The 14,754-nt window shown below is 70.9% G+C and carries 16 protein-coding genes; 10 read left to right on the top strand and 6 right to left on the bottom strand.

Annotated elements, in window-relative coordinates; all coding sequences use genetic code 11:
* Positions 1 to 8: 8 nt before the first annotated feature.
* Positions 9 to 344 carry an STAS domain-containing protein gene (locus tag O3438_RS21100; protein WP_088951070.1) on the bottom strand — a complete coding sequence of 112 codons (336 nt, stop codon included), beginning with the start codon at positions 342 to 344 and terminating at the stop codon, positions 9 to 11.
* Between the two features lie 221 nt (positions 345 to 565).
* Here O3438_RS21100 and hemL point away from each other — a divergent pair, with 221 nt between their 5' ends.
* The 6 genes from hemL to ccsB are packed head-to-tail and all read left to right on the top strand — an operon-like array spanning position 566 to position 6,540.
* Positions 566 to 1,903, top strand: coding sequence for a glutamate-1-semialdehyde 2,1-aminomutase (gene hemL / locus O3438_RS21095; protein WP_269681553.1), 1,338 nt, complete (start codon positions 566 to 568; stop codon positions 1,901 to 1,903).
* 6 nt (positions 1,904 to 1,909) lie between these two features.
* The gene (locus tag O3438_RS21090) at positions 1,910 to 2,557 is read left to right on the top strand and encodes a histidine phosphatase family protein (protein ID WP_269681552.1); all 648 of its coding nucleotides are present in this window, start codon (positions 1,910 to 1,912) and stop codon (positions 2,555 to 2,557) included.
* Positions 2,557 to 3,126 carry a TlpA family protein disulfide reductase gene (locus O3438_RS21085; RefSeq protein WP_269681551.1) on the top strand — a complete coding sequence of 190 codons (570 nt, stop codon included), beginning with the start codon at positions 2,557 to 2,559 and terminating at the stop codon, positions 3,124 to 3,126. The genes O3438_RS21090 and O3438_RS21085 overlap by 1 nt, the downstream gene beginning before the upstream one ends.
* On the top strand, positions 3,126 to 3,944 hold the full coding sequence (locus tag O3438_RS21080; RefSeq protein ID WP_269681550.1) for a cytochrome c biogenesis CcdA family protein: 819 nt from the start codon (positions 3,126 to 3,128) through the stop codon (positions 3,942 to 3,944). Before O3438_RS21085 ends, O3438_RS21080 begins: the two co-directional genes overlap by 1 nt.
* Positions 3,944 to 5,572, top strand: coding sequence for a cytochrome c biogenesis protein ResB (gene resB, locus O3438_RS21075; RefSeq protein WP_269681549.1), 1,629 nt, complete (start codon positions 3,944 to 3,946; stop codon positions 5,570 to 5,572). Before O3438_RS21080 ends, resB begins: the two co-directional genes overlap by 1 nt.
* Positions 5,572 to 6,540: a c-type cytochrome biogenesis protein CcsB gene (ccsB, locus tag O3438_RS21070; protein WP_269681548.1), complete on the top strand. Its 969-nt coding sequence runs from the start codon at positions 5,572 to 5,574 to the stop codon at positions 6,538 to 6,540. Before resB ends, ccsB begins: the two co-directional genes overlap by 1 nt.
* A 69-nt stretch (positions 6,541 to 6,609) precedes the next feature.
* Here ccsB and O3438_RS21065 read toward each other — a convergent pair whose 3' ends face one another.
* From O3438_RS21065 to O3438_RS21055, 3 genes are all read right to left on the bottom strand, one after another.
* Positions 6,610 to 7,971: a hypothetical protein gene (locus O3438_RS21065; RefSeq protein WP_269681547.1), complete on the bottom strand. Its 1,362-nt coding sequence runs from the start codon at positions 7,969 to 7,971 to the stop codon at positions 6,610 to 6,612.
* A 129-nt stretch (positions 7,972 to 8,100) separates the two neighbouring features.
* Positions 8,101 to 8,325, bottom strand: coding sequence for a hypothetical protein (locus tag O3438_RS21060; protein WP_269681546.1), 225 nt, complete (start codon positions 8,323 to 8,325; stop codon positions 8,101 to 8,103).
* 267 nt (positions 8,326 to 8,592) lie between these two features.
* A complete protein-coding gene (locus O3438_RS21055) occupies positions 8,593 to 9,069 on the bottom strand; it encodes a MarR family winged helix-turn-helix transcriptional regulator (RefSeq protein ID WP_269681545.1) in 477 nt (158 codons plus the stop codon).
* A gap of 128 nt (positions 9,070 to 9,197) precedes the next feature.
* Between O3438_RS21055 and O3438_RS21050 the strand changes: the two genes are divergently transcribed.
* Both O3438_RS21050 and O3438_RS21045 read left to right on the top strand, forming a co-directional pair.
* On the top strand, positions 9,198 to 9,752 hold the full coding sequence (locus O3438_RS21050) for a carboxymuconolactone decarboxylase family protein (RefSeq protein WP_269681544.1): 555 nt from the start codon (positions 9,198 to 9,200) through the stop codon (positions 9,750 to 9,752).
* Between the two features lie 153 nt (positions 9,753 to 9,905).
* Positions 9,906 to 10,088, top strand: coding sequence for a DUF397 domain-containing protein (locus O3438_RS21045; protein ID WP_269683706.1), 183 nt, complete (start codon positions 9,906 to 9,908; stop codon positions 10,086 to 10,088).
* Between the two features lie 37 nt (positions 10,089 to 10,125).
* Here the strand turns inward: O3438_RS21045 and O3438_RS21040 are convergent, their stop codons facing one another.
* Complete coding sequence (locus O3438_RS21040; protein ID WP_269681543.1) at positions 10,126 to 11,001, bottom strand: alpha/beta fold hydrolase; 876 nt, start codon at positions 10,999 to 11,001, stop codon at positions 10,126 to 10,128.
* A gap of 280 nt (positions 11,002 to 11,281) precedes the next feature.
* On the opposite strand from O3438_RS21040, the gene O3438_RS21035 reads away from it, so the two are divergent.
* Together O3438_RS21035 and mqnP are read left to right on the top strand one after the other, a co-directional pair.
* Positions 11,282 to 12,742, top strand: a complete 1,461-nt coding sequence (locus O3438_RS21035; protein ID WP_145785880.1) for a menaquinone biosynthesis decarboxylase — start codon at positions 11,282 to 11,284, stop codon at positions 12,740 to 12,742.
* Complete coding sequence (mqnP, locus tag O3438_RS21030) at positions 12,742 to 13,653, top strand: menaquinone biosynthesis prenyltransferase MqnP (protein ID WP_145785881.1); 912 nt, start codon at positions 12,742 to 12,744, stop codon at positions 13,651 to 13,653. Before O3438_RS21035 ends, mqnP begins: the two co-directional genes overlap by 1 nt.
* On the opposite strand, the gene O3438_RS21025 is transcribed toward mqnP, so the two are convergent.
* Positions 13,642 to 14,631: a terpene synthase family protein gene (locus O3438_RS21025; RefSeq protein WP_269681542.1), complete on the bottom strand. Its 990-nt coding sequence runs from the start codon at positions 14,629 to 14,631 to the stop codon at positions 13,642 to 13,644. The genes mqnP and O3438_RS21025 overlap by 12 nt on opposite strands.
* Positions 14,632 to 14,754: the final 123 nt, after the last annotated feature.

Below are 14,754 nucleotides of genomic sequence, written 5' to 3'. Positions count from 1 at the left end.
CGGGCCGGTCAGCCGGTGGGCTGGTCGTTGCGGATCATCAGGGCGCTGCGGAGGCCGGTGATGTCCAGGACCCGGATGAGGAAGTCGCCGACGTGGGTCAGCATCAGCAGGCTCTGTGCGTGGCTGGCCTTGCGGCTGAGTACGACGAGGGTGCCCAGGCCCTGCGAGTCGCAGAAGGTGACGCCGCCGAGGTCGAGGACGATCTTCGGCGGCGGGTCGGCCAGCACCTCGTTGACCACGGTCGAGAGCTGCGCAGCCGTGAGCATGTCGATCTCACCGGCCAGGCGAAGCACAGCTTCGTCGCCCGTCCGGTGTAGCGTGATGGACAGTTCGGCACGATCCACCCGGTCAGCCTAGCGCGATCCGGCCGGTCCGGCCTGTCGAGGCCGTGAGCCGTCGAGGTGCCGGCCGTAGGCGGTCGCCGCCCAGGTAGTGACCCGTCGCCGCCCACACCGTGAGCCCTCCTGTCGGCGCAGTCGGCGGGCACCGGCCGGGGGTGAGCCTGGTAACCCGACTGCGGGGTGGCTGCTGGTGGGCCGTTCGCCGCTGACACAATGGCGGCATCGTGACCGACATCTTTTCCGCCGGATCCGGCCGCTACCCGGCCGAAGCGCCGGCCTCCGAGGCCCTGTTCGACCGTGCCCGCGCCATCGTGCCGGGCGGGGTCAACTCTCCCGTGCGCGCCTTCCAGGCGGTCGGCGGCGCCCCACGTTTCATGGTCCGTGGCGAGGGCGCGTGGCTGTACGACGCCGACGACCGCCGCTACGTCGACCTGGTCTGCTCCTGGGGTCCGCTGATCCTCGGGCACGCCCACCCGGAGGTGGTGGACGCCGTGCAGGCCGCCGCCGCCCGGGGCACCAGCTTCGGCACTCCCACCCCGGGCGAGGTGGAGTTGGCCGCCGAGCTGGTCGACCGGACCCCGATGGAGCAGGTCCGCCTGGTCAACTCGGGCACCGAGGCCACCATGTCGGCGATCCGGCTGGCCCGCGGCTACACCGGCCGCTCGAAGATCGTCAAGTTCGCCGGCTGCTACCACGGGCACGTCGACGCGCTGCTCGCCGCCGCCGGGTCCGGCGTGGCCACTCTGGGCCTGCCCGACTCACCGGGCGTGACCGGCGCGGCGGCCAGCGAGACGATCGTGCTGCCGTACAACGACATCCGGGCCGTCGAGGAGGCGTTCGCCGCCGAGGGCCCGCACATCGCGGCGGTGATCACCGAGGCGGCCGCCGGCAACATGGGTGTGGTCGCCCCTCGCGACGGCTTCAACCAGCAACTCGCCCGGATCGCCCACGCCCACGGCGCCCTGCTCGTGGTGGACGAGGTGATGACCGGGTTCCGGGTGTCCCGCGCCGGGTGGCACGGCCTCGACGCCTCCGACGCCGACCTGTGGACGTACGGCAAGGTCATGGGTGGTGGCCTGCCCGCCGCGGCCTTCGGCGGGCGGGCGGACATCATGGCGCGACTCGCCCCGGCCGGCCCGGTCTACCAGGCCGGCACGCTCTCCGGTAACCCGCTGGCCTGCGCCGCCGGGCTCGCGACCCTGCGACTCGCCGACGACGCGCTGTACCAGCGCCTCGACCAGACGGCCGCCACAGTGGGCAAGCTGGCCTCCGACGCGCTGGCCGCCGCCGGGGTCCCGCACCGTCTGTCGTACGCGGGCAGCATGTTCTCGATCTTCTTCACCGACGCCGACGTGGTCGACTACGACAGCGCGCGCACCCAGCAGGTGCCGGCGTTCAAGGCGTTCTTCCACGCGATGCTCGCCGCCGGCGTCTACCTGCCGCCGAGCGCGTTTGAGTCGTGGTTCGTGTCGGCGGCGCTGGACGACGCCGCTCTGGAACACATCGCCGACGCGCTGCCGACGGCGGCGAACGCGGCGGCGGCGGCCGGTCACGGGGGGTAGCGAACAGTGGCGAAGACGGTGGTCCACGTGCTGCGGCACGGCGAGGTGCACAACCCGGATCAGATTCTCTACGGTCGGTTGCCCGGTTTCCGCCTCTCCGAGCTGGGTGTGCAGATGGCCAAGGCCGCCGCGCAGGGCCTGGCCGAGCGGGAGATCGTGCACGTGGTGGCCAGCCCGCTGGAACGCGCCCAGCAGACCGCCGAACCGATCGCCGCCCAGTTCGGGCTGCCGGTCGGGGTGGACGAGCGGCTGATCGAGAGCGCGAACTGGTTCGAGGGCAAGAAGGTGTCCCCGGGCGACGGGTCGTTCCGTGACCCGCGCAACTGGTGGGTGCTGCGCGACCCGGTGACCCCGTCCTGGGGTGAGGCGTACCGGGTGATCGCCGAGCGGATGTTCGCCGCCGTGCAGGCCGCCCGGGTCGCCGCCGAGGGGCGCGAGGCGGTGCTGGTGTCGCACCAGCTCCCGATCTGGACGCTGCGTCGCCACGTCGAGCGCAAGCGGCTCTGGCACGACCCGCGCAAGCGGCAGTGCGGGCTGGCGAGTCTCACCTCGTTCCACTTCGACGGCGCGAAGGTGGTGGGCATCGGCTACAGCGAGCCGGCCGCGCACCTGATCGCCCTCTCCGCGACAGCCCGGACGGCCAAGGGGGCCTGATGAACGCCCGGAGGTGGACCGCCGGCCTGCTCGCCACCGTCGCCGCGGTGGCGTTGGTCGGCTGCACGTCGTCGAAGGGGCAGGAGAAGACCTGCACGACCACCACCGACGGGATCTTCGAGTGCGCACCGGACCAGCGCTCGGCTCCTCCCAAACTCGCCGGGGAACTGCTCCTCGGCGGCACCTATGACGTCACCCAGGCCCGGGGCCAGGTCGTCGTGGTCAACTTCTGGGGCTCCTGGTGCGCGCCGTGCCGCGCCGAGGCGGACGACCTGGAAGCCGTCTACCAGGCCACCAAGGGTTCCGGGGTGACCTTCCTCGGCATCAACGTGCAGGATTCGCGGGACAAGGCCAAGGCGTTCGAGCAGGGCCGGGTCACCTATCCGAGCCTGTTCGACCCGGCCAGCCGGCTGGCGCTCGACCTGGACATCCCGCCGAACACCGTCCCCGCGACGGTGGTGCTCGACCGGGAGGGGCGGATCGCCTCGGTGATCCGGGCCGCCGTCAAGCAGGAGGGCCTGCAACCGATCGTCGAGCGGATCGCGGCCGAGAAGCCGGCGCCGAACTGATGGGCGAGACATTCCGGAACCTGGCCCTGAACGGGCCGCTGCTGCTCGCCATCGGCGCGGCGGCGCTCGCCGGTCTGGTCAGCTTCCTCTCCCCGTGCGTCCTTCCGCTCGTCCCGGGTTACCTGTCGTACGTCACCGGCCTCGCCGGGGCGGACCTCGAAGGCCGTCGGGCTCCGGCGGACCCGGCACCCGACGGCGACGGCGGGGTGGCGGTCCGCGAACGGGCCGCCACGGTGGCCGTCAAGGGCCGGGTGCTCGCGGGCACGCTGCTCTTCATCGCCGGCTTCACCGTCGTCTTCGTCGCGACCGCCATCCTGTTCGCCGGTATCGGCCGGGTCTTCTTCGAGTACGAGCGGCAGCTCGAAATCGTCGTCGGCGTGCTGATCATCGTGCTCGGGTTCGGCTACCTCGGGATGATCCCCGCCCTGCAACGGGAGTTCCGGATCTCCCGGCTGCCGTCGGCCGGGCTGCTCGGCGCACCGGTCTTCGGGGCGGTCTTCGCGCTCAGTTGGGTGCCCTGCACCGGCCCGACGCTCGGCGCGGTGATGGGGATGGCCACCGCCTCCGGCCAGAGCGACCGCGCCGTGGTGCTCGCCGTGGCGTACTGCCTCGGGTTGGGGATACCGTTCGTGGTCTTCGGGCTGGGCTTCGAACGCCTGCTCGGGGTCTTCCGCGCCGTCCGGCGCAACAGCCGCTGGGTCACCCGGGTCGGCGGCGCCCTGCTCATCCTGATCGGCCTGGCGCTGGTCACCGGCGGATGGCAGAGCTTCGTGATCTGGCTGCAGACCACCGTCGGGGTGGGCGAGGTGAGCATCTGATGACGGTCGTCGACGACCGGCCGGAGACCGTGGCGCCGGCGCCACGCCGCCGGCCGAACCGGCTGCTGGCCCTGCTGCGCAACTCCTGGCGGCAGCTGACCAGCATGCGTACCGCCCTGATCCTGCTCTTCCTGCTCGCTGTCGCCGCCATCCCCGGTTCGGTGCTGCCCCAGCGCGGGATCAGCCCGGAGAAGGTCAACGAATACTTCGTCGACCACCCGGACTGGGCCCCCCGACTGGACCGGATCGGCGCGTTCGAGGTCTTCGGGTCGGTCTGGTTCTCCGCGATCTACCTGCTGCTGTTCACCTCCCTGATCGGCTGCATCACGCCCCGACTGCGCGACCACGTCCGGGCGTTGCGGTCCCGGCCGCCGGCCGCGCCGAAGCGGATGGCCCGGCTCCCGCAGCACACTGTGGTGCCCGCCCCGGCCGGTGGCGTGGCGGCGATCGCCGACGTGCTGCGCAAGCGCCGCTGGCGGGTGGAGGTGCGCGGCGACGAGGTCTCCGCCGAGAAGGGCTACCTCAAGGAGACCGGCAACCTGCTGTTCCACACGTCGCTCATCGCGGTGCTGATCGGTGTCGCGCTCGGTTCGTGGTATGGCTGGAGCGGCAACCGACTGCTGGTGGCGGGCGCGGACAACGCGTTCTGCAACACCCGCCAGCAGTACGCGGAGGCGAAGCTCGGCCCGCGGGTGGACAGCGCCGACCTGCCCCGCTTCTGCCTGCGGCTGGACGACTTCGAGGCCCGGTTCCTGCCGTCCGGTCAGCCGGAGTTCTTCAACGCCACCGTCACCGTGGACGGCCCGGACGAGCCGACCCGCAGCGCCGACTTCTCGGTGAACTCGCCGCTGCGCCTGGCCGACGCGAACGTCTACCTACTTGGCCACGGGTACGCCCCGGTGATCCGTTACACCGACCGGTTCGGCAACAGCCAGGTCAGCGACGAGCCGTTCCTGACGACCGGCGACATGGGCCTGACCAGTGAGGGCCTGGCCGCGTTCCCGGACGCGAACGTCGACCCGGCCACCGGCCAGCGCAGCCCGGACGGGCAGATGGCGTTCACCGGCATCTACCTGCCCACCGCGCCCGAGCAGCCGCCGTTCGTCCGCTCGCAGTACCCGACCGAGCGCAACCCGGTGTTGAACCTGGTCGCCTACCAGGGCAACCTCGGAATGGACGCCGGCATCCCCGGCTCGGTCTACCAGCTCGACCAGCGGCAGGTGCGTGCCGGCAAGGTCAAGGAGGTCGGCACCAAGCTGCTCAAGAAGGGCGAGACCTGGACGTTGGCCGACGGCACCACAGTCGAGTTCCTGGGCACCGAGCGGTACGTCACCCTCTCCGTCCGACACGACCCCGGTGCGACGCCGCTGCTGATCAGCTGCGGTGTCCTGCTGGTCGGGCTGATGGGTTCGCTGTTCGGGCGGCGTCGTCGGGTGTTCTTCCGGGTGGTGCCGGCCGACCCCGGGGAAGGATCTCCGACGAGCGGTAGTAGCTTGATGGAGGTCGGCGGGTTGCCGCGTACCGACTATCCGGGGTTCGCCGACGAGTTCACCCAGCTCATCGCTGCGGTCAAGGGTGATGCTGACCCAGTGGCCGAACGGGCCGGCGTGCGAGAAGGAGCCGAGTGATGTCCGCACTCTCCGACAATCTGGTCACTTTCGCGATCCTGGCGTACCTGATCGCGATGATCGGCCACGCCGTCGAGTACGCGCTGGGCAACGCCCGTACCCGGGTCGCCACGGCGGCTCCGGTCCGCGAACTGGTCGGTGCCGGCGGTGGCGTGGTCAAGGAGCCGCACGCGCCGGTCCCCGCGCCGCCCGTGGATCGTTCCGCGCGGCGTGCCCGCCTCGCCGGCCTGTTCGGGGTGGGCGCCACCGCTGTGGCCGCCCTGCTGCACCTGGCGGCCCTGGTCACCCGTGGCCTCGCGGCCGACCGGATGCCCTGGGGCAACATGTACGAGTTCGTGCTCACCGTGACGTTCATCGGAGTTGCCGCCTGGCTGGTGGTGCTCTGGAAGCGACCGTCGCTGCGCAAGCTCGGGCTGTTCCTCACGCTGGTGATGGTGCTGCTCGTGGCCACCGCCGAGCTGGTCCTGTACGTGCCGATCGTGCCGCTGGTGCCGGCACTGAACTCGTACTGGTTCATCATCCACGTCTCGACCATCGTGTTCGCGTCCGGCATCTTCCTGCTCGGTGCGGTGCCGGCGGTCGGCTTCCTGATGCGCAACGGGTACGAGAAGGGCAAGCGGAGCTTCCCGTACACCCTGGCCAAGCGGCTGCCCGGCGCGACCAGCCTGGAGCGACTGACCTTCGCGCTGCACGCGTTCGCGTTCCCGATCTTCACGTTCGCGGTGATCGCCGGCGCCATCTGGGCCGAGGCGGCGTGGGGCCGGCCGTGGGGCTGGGACCCGAAGGAGACCTGGGCGTTCATCTCCTGGGTGGTGTACGCCGGTTACCTGCACGCCCGGGCCACGCCGAGTGTGCGTCGCAACGTGGCGACCTGGCTCGCGGTGCTCGGCTTCCTCACCATGCTGATGAACCTGTTCGGCGTGAACATCTTCTTCACCGGCCTCCACTCGTACGGTGGGCTGGACTGACCTGGACGTGGAGCGCGGGCCGGTCACGGATTCGTCAGTGACCGGCCCGCACTGTCCTGTCGGGTGCGGTCAGCCCACCGTCACCGGGGCGACGTCGTTGCCCGGGTTGTCGTCCACCCGCGGGTAACGCTGCGACGGCTGGACCTCGCCCGGCGCACCGGAGAGACTGTCGATGCGCAGGTCGAACGCGATGGTGTGGGTGAGACCAGCCGGGAACACGGATCCCGGCCCGTTGCAGTACCAGGTCGGCGGGGCGTCCCCGGCGGACTCCTCGTCCCCGTTGAGCCAACAGCCCGACGGGTTGCCGACCACAGTGGTGCCGGTCGGCGGCACGAAGAGGAAGCCGCCGACGCCGTCACCGGAGTTGGTGCCATCCGGGACACCCGGGCCCTCGTTCCGCAGACCCACGGTGACCCGCACGGTGTCACCGACGGCCCCGGTGACGGTTGCGCCCTGTGCGACGACGTCGAAGGCTCCCCGCACCGAGCGCAGGTAGGTCTGGCCTCCGGCGCCGGTCACCCCGGCCGGGATCACGTCGAGCGGGTTGCCCACCGGCCGCAGCCGCAGCCCCTGCTCGGCCTCGCGGTGCGTGAGCTTCACGCCGCTCGGAAGTGGCCCCGCGCTGGCCAGTGGCTCCACGAACTGGGTGATCCGCTTGCTGCCCAGGGTGGCCGGGCCGACAGTGGTGCTCAGCTTCTGCCGCAACTCGTGCCGCTGACCGGTGGCGAACGTGCCCCGTACGGTGCAGACCACCACGGTGGCGAGTGACGTGTTGGTGCCGTACCGGCAGTTGCGGAAGCTCGTCGGCGTGAGACCGACCGGGAAGCTCATGGTGAGCCGGAGGTCCACGACCGGTTGGTCACCCGCATTCACCACCATCACCGGCACGGCCACGCGGTCACCGACCGCGACGCCGTCAACGGATTCGTCGACCAGGTCGAGCAGGTCGGGCCCGGACCGCACGGTGATCGCCGCCTGCTGGGTGGACGGCTCGGTCTGCTCGCCGAGCGCGGTGTAGGCGAGGGAGCCGGTCGCGCCGTCGGCCGCGCCCGGCGCGGCCCGGAACACCACCGGCACCGTGCCGGTGAGCGTGCCGAAATCGTCGACGGCCGTCGACGGCATCGGGCAGGTCACCGAGGTGCCCTCGGTGACACAGAAGTCGGGAAAGGTGGCGGTGGCCACGCCGGCCAGGCCGGTCAGGTCGACTGTCACCCGGGGCTGGGTGGCACCGGCGCTGGTCAGGGTCAGTGACACCGTGCGGCCGGGAGCGGCCGGACCGCTGACCGTGACGTCGTCCAGCCAGGCGCTGACCCAGCCCGGGTCGTCCTGCGCCATTGCCGGACCGGCCGCCACGCCGACCGTCGCGGTGCCCACGACCAGTGCGGTGAGGCCGCGCAGGAGCCTGCCACGCGTAACGTGCACAGATCTCATCGATCTCCTTGGTGAGGGATGAGCCGATCGGAAGAAGCCAGGGATCGATGCCCACGGCCCCGACCGGCACCAGTGATCCTAGAGATCACCTGTGACAGTTTTCGATGGGCCGACCGTGCGGCGATCGTCCTACGCGAGGGCCTCGCCCGGTGACTGTGGTCCAGGCCGCCAGGCGCGCAGTGCCCGCTCGACCTGGATCGTGACCTGGTAGGACACCTCCGGAAGATCGGCCAGCTCGATCCGCTCACCGCGTAGCGCCACCTGTGCGTGCAGCTCGCGGGCGACCGCGTCGCGTACCGCGATCAGCAGGGGCGACAACCCGTCCGGGTCGCCGACGACGTAGGCATCCGACATCCCACCAGCCTGCGCCCAACCCCACCGCCACGCCACGACAGGTGAGATGTGCCCGGAGACCTTGACTGACGCCGCAGGGTGATCCACTCCAGGTCGGCGATGTGGTGGCTTCCGGCGCAGAGGATGGTGCCACTTCGGCGATCTGGTGTCGATCATGCCCAGGTTGTCGGCTGCGCCGTCGGTGTCGGCCATGCCGTCGGGGTCATGCCCGGGTATCGGCCATGCCAGCGGCGTCGGTCGGGCCTGGGTGCTGGTCGTTCTGGCTGCTCAGCCGCCGAACCAGCCCGGCATGTCCAGGCGGAACCAGTTGGTGGAGGCCATCGTGCGAAGGTCGTCCTCGATGGCGTCGACGCGGTCCTCGCCGAGGCGCTCGGTCCACTGTCGACGCAGCTCGTCGAAGGTCTCCGCCGAACGGCGTAGCCCGTCGGCACCGCGCGGCGTGACCCGGACCAGTCGGCGGCGGGCGTCCCGAGGGTCGTCCATCCGTTCCAGGTAGCCGACCTCGACCAGTCGGTCGACAGTCTTGCCGGCGGCCTGCTTCGAGATGCCGAGGCGTTGCCCCAGCTCGGTGGCCGTGGTGCCGTCCATTCCGACGGCCTGGAGAACGAAGCCGTGCAGCGGCCGTAGCTCCGGATGCCCCTGCCGCGCCAGCTCGGCGTGCAGGTCGTCGATGAGCGTTCGGAACCCGGCCAGCAGCAGGAGCGGCAGCTGGAAGCCGGGCCGGGGCGGGTCAGCAGTTGCCATGTTCGACAACCACGTTTACTATTTCGTCAACCACGTTGACTACCCTACGGGACGCGGCACCGGTCCCGGCGACCTCCCGCCTCGCCGACCTCGCGGTCTCGTGCCGACCTTTCGAAAGCAGGTGAACCGTGTCCGTCTTCATCGAACACACCGCCGAAACCGCACCCGTCGCCGCCCATCGGGCCATCGAGGGTGTGCGGAAACGGTTCGGCTGGCTGCCGAGCGCGGTGGCGCTGATGGCCGACTCGCCGCAGTTGCTCACCGGCTTCCTCACCGCCAGCGCGGGCTTCGAGCAGACCGACCTCGCCCCGCTGGAGCGGGAGGTGGTCATCCTGGCGGTCTCCACCAGTCACGAGTGCCACTTCTGCGTCGCCCTGCACACCGGCAAGCTCACCCAGCTCGGCGCGAGTGCCGAGCTGATCACCGCACTGCGTGCGCGCTCACCGCTGCCCGATCCGCGGCTGGAGGCACTGCGCCGGTTCACGCTGGCCGTGCTCGACCACCGCGGCGCGGTGCCCGACGGCGAACTCGACGACTTCCTCGCCGCGGGCTACCTGCCCCGACACGCTCTGGACGTGGTGCTCGGCGTCGGTGCGTACACGATGTCCACCTTCGCCAACCGCCTCACCCGAGCCCCGCTGGACCCACCGCTGGCCGTCCACGCCTGGGCGCCCGCCGCCTGATGGCGCGCCTGGCACAGCCAGACCGGCGGCACCGCAGTGGACGACATCAACGAGGTGGCGACCCTGCTCGGAAGGTGGGAGAGTCGGCGCGGTGACGCGCTGCCCCGGCAGCAGTCCATCGACCTGCTTCGAGGAGATCGTGAAGCCATGGATCTGACCGGAGCCCGCTGGCACAAGTCCACCCGGAGTGGCAACAACAGTGGCGCCTGTGTCGAGGTCGCCGACAATCTGCCTGACCGGGTGCACGTCCGTGATTCCAAGGACCGCGACGGCGGCCTGCTGACGTTCACCCCGGCCGCGTGGCGGGCCTTCGTCGACCTGGCCCGCACCCACTGACTCCGGACGCGTGCAGGTCGCCGCACCAAGCGGCTGTTCAGGGCGCCCCGAGGAAGTCGCGCAGCAGGGCGAGCATCTCGTCCGGGCGCTCCTCGTACAGCCAGTGGCCGCAGTCCTCGATCACCTCACCGCGGACCGCGTCGGCGTACTGACGAACCTGCTCGGCGACCTGCCCGCCGAGGCTCGCCGCCGCGCCGACGGCCAGCACCGGCATCGTCAGCTTCGTGGTCCGGTACGTCGCGTTGTCGGCGATGTCCCGATCGAACGCCCGGAAGTAGGCGAAGCTCGCCCGCAGATGCGCCGGGTCGCGCAGGTGGCTGGCGAACTCCTCGACGTCCGGCGCGGCGATGCTTCCCTTGCGCACCATCAGTGCGTCGGTGAACTTGTCCACCCAGAGCGACTCCCGCCCGTCGACCAGCTCCTCCGGAAGACCGTTGCCGATGGAGAAGTAGCCGAAGTTCCACACCCCGGGGCCGGCCGGGGTGAGCGCGGGAAACGTGTAGAGGCTCTCGTCGGGGATCGGCGCCTCGGTGAGCACCAGCCGGCTCACCCGCTGCGGATGGGCGGCGGCGTACGCGTACGCCACCATGGTCCCCAGGTCGTGCCCGACCAGCCGGAGGTCACCGGCCAGGCCGAGCTGGTCGAGTAGGCCGTGCAGGTCGGCGGCGACGGTCTTCTTGTCGTACCCGTCGGCCGGGGCGTCGCTGCCCCCGAACCCACGCAGGTCGGGCGCGACCACCTCGAAGGAACGCCCCAACCCGGGCAGCAGGTGCCGCCACATGTACCAGCACTGCGGATATCCGTGCAGCAGCACCAGCGGCGGGCCGCTGCCGCCACGGACGTAGTTCATGGTGATCTGGCCGACCCGTGCTCGTTGCTCGGTGAACCCTGCCGGTACCCGATCCTCACCCATTCGCCGCCTCCGTCCGCGTGCTGCCCGGCTACCCGCTCGACCGAGGGCCATGCCTGCGGAACCTGCGCTCGACCATTGATCGACTCGGTCTTCAGGAAGTCGGGCCGTCCCAGGTCGCTGGACCCCCCGACTTCCGGAAACCCGAGTGGATCAAGACCAGGCACGCCGGGCGCACCGGGGGTGGCGGGCATGGCGGGTGCGCGGTTGCGCACGGGGTCGTCGCCGGTGTCACAGCACCCGGCTTGGGCCACACCGCACCCCGTGCGGGAGACTGGCGGGTATGGCGGCTCGTGGCTTCCCGTACACCGATCTCAAGGACTTTCTCGCGGCTTTGGAGCGCGCGGGGGAGTTGCGCCGGGTCGACGTCCCGGTCGACCCCACCCTGGAGATCAGCGAGGTGGTCACCCGCACGGTGCGGGCCGGCGGGCCGGCGCTGCTCTTCGAGCGCCCCACCCGGGGCGAGATGCCGGTGGCGATCAACCTGTTCGGCACCGAGAAGCGCATGGCGATGGCCCTCGGCGTCGACTCGCTGGACGAGATCGGTGCCCGGATCGGCTCGCTGATCAAGCCGGAGCTGCCGGTCGGCTGGTCGGGCATCCGGGAGGGCCTCGGCAAGGTCATGCAGCTCAAGTCGGTGCCACCGCGCAAGGTGAAGACCGCGCCCTGCCAGGAGGTCGTCTACCGGGGTGAGGACGTCGACCTCAACCGGCTGCCGGGCTTGCAGGTGTGGCCCGGCGACGGCGGGATCTTCCACAACTACGGGCTGACCCACACCAAGCACCCGGAGACCGGCAAGCGCAACCTCGGCCTGTACCGGCTCCAGCAGCACGGCCGCAACACCCTGGGCATGCACTGGCAGATCCACAAGGACTCCACCGCCCACCACGCGGTCGCCGAGCGGCTCGGGCAGCGCCTGCCGGTCGCCATCGCTATCGGTTGCGACCCGGTCGTCTCGTACGCGGCCAGCGCGCCGCTGCCCGGCGACATCGACGAGTACCTGTTCGCGGGTTTCCTGCGCGGCGAGCGGGTGGAGATGGTCGACTGCCTCACCGTCCCGTTGCAGGTGCCGGCGCACGCGCAGATCGTGCTGGAGGGCTACCTGGAGCCGGGTGAGCGGCTGCCCGAAGGGCCGTTCGGCGACCACACCGGCTTCTACACCCCGGTCGAGCCGTTCCCGGTGCTGCACGTCGAGGCGATGACGATGCAGCGCAAGCCGGTCTACCACTCGATCGTCACCTCCAAGCCGCCGCAGGAGGACCACGGCCTCGGCAAGGCCACCGAGCGGATCTTCCAACCGCTGCTCAAGCTGATGATCCCGGACATCGTCGACTACGACCTGCCGGCCGCCGGGGTGTTCCACAACTGCGCGATCGTGTCGATCCGCAAGCGGTACCCGAAGCACGCGCAGAAGGTGATGAACGCGATCTGGGGTGCGCACCTGATGTCGTTGACCAAGCTCATCGTGATCGTCGACGAGGACTGCGACGTGCACGACTACAACGAGGTCGCCTTCCGCGCCTTCGGCAACGTCGACTACGCGCGCGACCTGCTGCTCACCGAGGGCCCGGTGGACCACCTCGACCACTCGTCGTACCAGCAGTTCTGGGGTGGCAAGGCGGGTGTCGACGCGACCCGCAAACTCCCGACCGAGGGCTACACCCGCGGTTGGCCGGAGGAGATGAGCATGAGCCCGGAGGTCTCGGCCCTGGTCGACAAGCGCTGGAAGGAGTACGGGATCTGATGGCCGTCCTCGAAGCTCCCGCCGAGAAGCCGGGCCGGGTGAAGTCCTTCCTCAAGCTCGTCGCCATCGAGCACTCGGTGTTCGCGCTGCCCTTCGCGTACCTGTCGGCGTTGAGCGCCATGCAGGTCAACGGTGGGCGGGTGCGCTGGCTCGACCTGCTGCTGATCACCGTGGCGATGGTCGGGGCACGGACGTTCGCGATGGCCGCCAACCGGATCCTCGATCGGCGGATCGACGCGCGGAATCCGCGTACCGCCGGGAGGGAGCTGGTCACCGGTGCGGTGAGCGTGCGGACGGCCTGGACCGGCGCGGCCGTCGCGCTGGTGGTCTTCCTCGCCGCCGCAGCCCTGCTCAACCCGCTCTGCCTGGTGCTCGCGCCGCTCGCGGTGGTGCCGCTGGTCGTCTACCCCTACGGCAAGCGGTTCACCAACTGGCCGCACGCCATCCTGGGGATCGCCCAGATGGTCGGCCCGGTCGGCGCCTGGCTGGCGGTCACCGGCACCCTGGACGGCTCCGGGCCGGCCTGGGTGCTCGGCGCGGCCGTCGGGCTGTGGATCGGCGGGTTCGACCTGATCTACGCCTGCCAGGACTCCGAGATCGACCAGGAGATCGGCGTGCACAGCGTGCCCGCCCGGTACGGCCGGCGCTTCGCGCTGCACGCCTCCACGATCGCGCACGTGGTGACCTTCGCGCTGTTCGTCTGGTTCGGCGCGTTGATCGGCCTCGGCTGGCTCTGGTGGATCGGGCTGGCGCTCACCGCCGTCGCGTTCGCCTATCAGCACCTGGTGGTCAGCCCGACCGACCTGAGCAAGGTCAACCGGGCGTTCTTCACCGCCAACGGGTTCGTCGGCATCGCGTTGTTCGTCTTCGCGCTGCTCGACCTGGTGATCCGGCTCGACCTACGGCCCTGACCGGCTGACCACCGGCTCGCCCTCCCCGGTGGGGTAACGGGCGCTCTCCAAGGTCCAGTCGATGGTGCCCCGGACGGCGTACGCGACCACGTCGAGGTGCTCGGTGACCGCCCGGTCCACCGCCGGGCCGAACGACGGCACCGCGGTCCGCAGCGCGACGAAGCGCCGCATCGACTCCCGCCAGCGCTCGACCGCCAGGGCCACCGCCTTCGCCGACGGCACCGCCAGTTCGGTTTCGATGGCCAGCACCAGGTTGTGCCCACCTGCGGTCGCCCGGTCCTTCTCCAAGGAGGCCAGGTCGTTGTACCAGGACAGCAGGTCGTTGCCGAGCTGGGCGATCTGCCGCAGCAGCGGGTGGTGGTAGACCGGGTCGGGCAACGGCCGGCCGCCCGCGAACTCCACGAGCGTGTACGACACCTCCGCCGCCGAGGTGGCCCGCCGCAGCTCCACGTACTCGCCGACGCCGGGCCGGCGGCCGGTCTCCTTGTTGACCGCCTCCTGCCAGGTGCCGTCGAGATGCCGGGCCACCGTGTCGGCGAAACGCGACCGCCACCGGGCCGGCATCCGCCGGCGCGGTTCCCGCCAGGCCAGCGCCAGCAGCCGCCGAAGCGGGTCGCTGAGCCCGACCGGGCGCAGCCGAGCGTCGTGCAGCAGCGCCACAGTGCCGTCGCGCAGAGCCCGAATCTGCTCCGAGGTCAGCCGGCCCGGCCCGTCGCAGGCGTCGTCGACCAGGAAGAACCACGTGAACAGCACGGTCAGCACCCGGAGGTCGGCTTCGGAGGCGTCCGGGTAGAGCCGTCCGGCGTACCTGGCGAACGCCCCACGGGCCAGCCGGTGCAACGCCGCCTCGTCCAGGGCGAGGCCGAGGTTGGGCAGCAGGCCGAGCAGCCACTCCTGCACACCGTCGGCGTACGGCGAGAGCCGCGACGGGATCGGGCATTCGGCACGTAGCACCCGGAGGGCCTCGCCGGTCGTCACCGATGCCTCCTGCGCGAGATGATCCGATGCGAATCCCCAGCAGCAGCATGTCAGGTCGACGGAATGCCCACCTACCCCGCCGGTCATGCCGCAGCGGCGTATCCCGGGGGTGCTCACCAACGG

Source organism: Micromonospora sp. WMMC250 (assembly GCF_027460215.1).
In the GTDB taxonomy this organism is placed as follows: domain Bacteria; phylum Actinomycetota; class Actinomycetes; order Mycobacteriales; family Micromonosporaceae; genus Micromonospora; species Micromonospora taraxaci.
Note: the sequence above shows the minus strand (reverse complement) of the source record. Positions and strands in the feature narration are given on the sequence as shown.

Excerpts from the sequence above, each read along its gene's own strand:
- O3438_RS21085 (WP_269681551.1), top strand. The coding sequence starts at position 2,557 with ATGAACGCCCGGAGGTGGACCGCCGGCCTGCTCGCCACCGTCGCCGCG.
- O3438_RS21080 (WP_269681550.1), top strand. The coding sequence starts at position 3,126 with ATGGGCGAGACATTCCGGAACCTGGCCCTGAACGGGCCGCTGCTGCTC.
- resB (WP_269681549.1), top strand. The coding sequence starts at position 3,944 with ATGACGGTCGTCGACGACCGGCCGGAGACCGTGGCGCCGGCGCCACGC.
- ccsB (WP_269681548.1), top strand. The coding sequence starts at position 5,572 with ATGTCCGCACTCTCCGACAATCTGGTCACTTTCGCGATCCTGGCGTAC.
- O3438_RS21065 (WP_269681547.1), bottom strand. The coding sequence starts at position 7,971 with ATGAGATCTGTGCACGTTACGCGTGGCAGGCTCCTGCGCGGCCTCACC.
- O3438_RS21060 (WP_269681546.1), bottom strand. The coding sequence starts at position 8,325 with ATGTCGGATGCCTACGTCGTCGGCGACCCGGACGGGTTGTCGCCCCTG.
- O3438_RS21055 (WP_269681545.1), bottom strand. The coding sequence starts at position 9,069 with ATGGCAACTGCTGACCCGCCCCGGCCCGGCTTCCAGCTGCCGCTCCTG.
- O3438_RS21040 (WP_269681543.1), bottom strand. The coding sequence starts at position 11,001 with ATGGGTGAGGATCGGGTACCGGCAGGGTTCACCGAGCAACGAGCACGG.
- O3438_RS21035 (WP_145785880.1), top strand. The coding sequence starts at position 11,282 with ATGGCGGCTCGTGGCTTCCCGTACACCGATCTCAAGGACTTTCTCGCG.
- mqnP (WP_145785881.1), top strand. The coding sequence starts at position 12,742 with ATGGCCGTCCTCGAAGCTCCCGCCGAGAAGCCGGGCCGGGTGAAGTCC.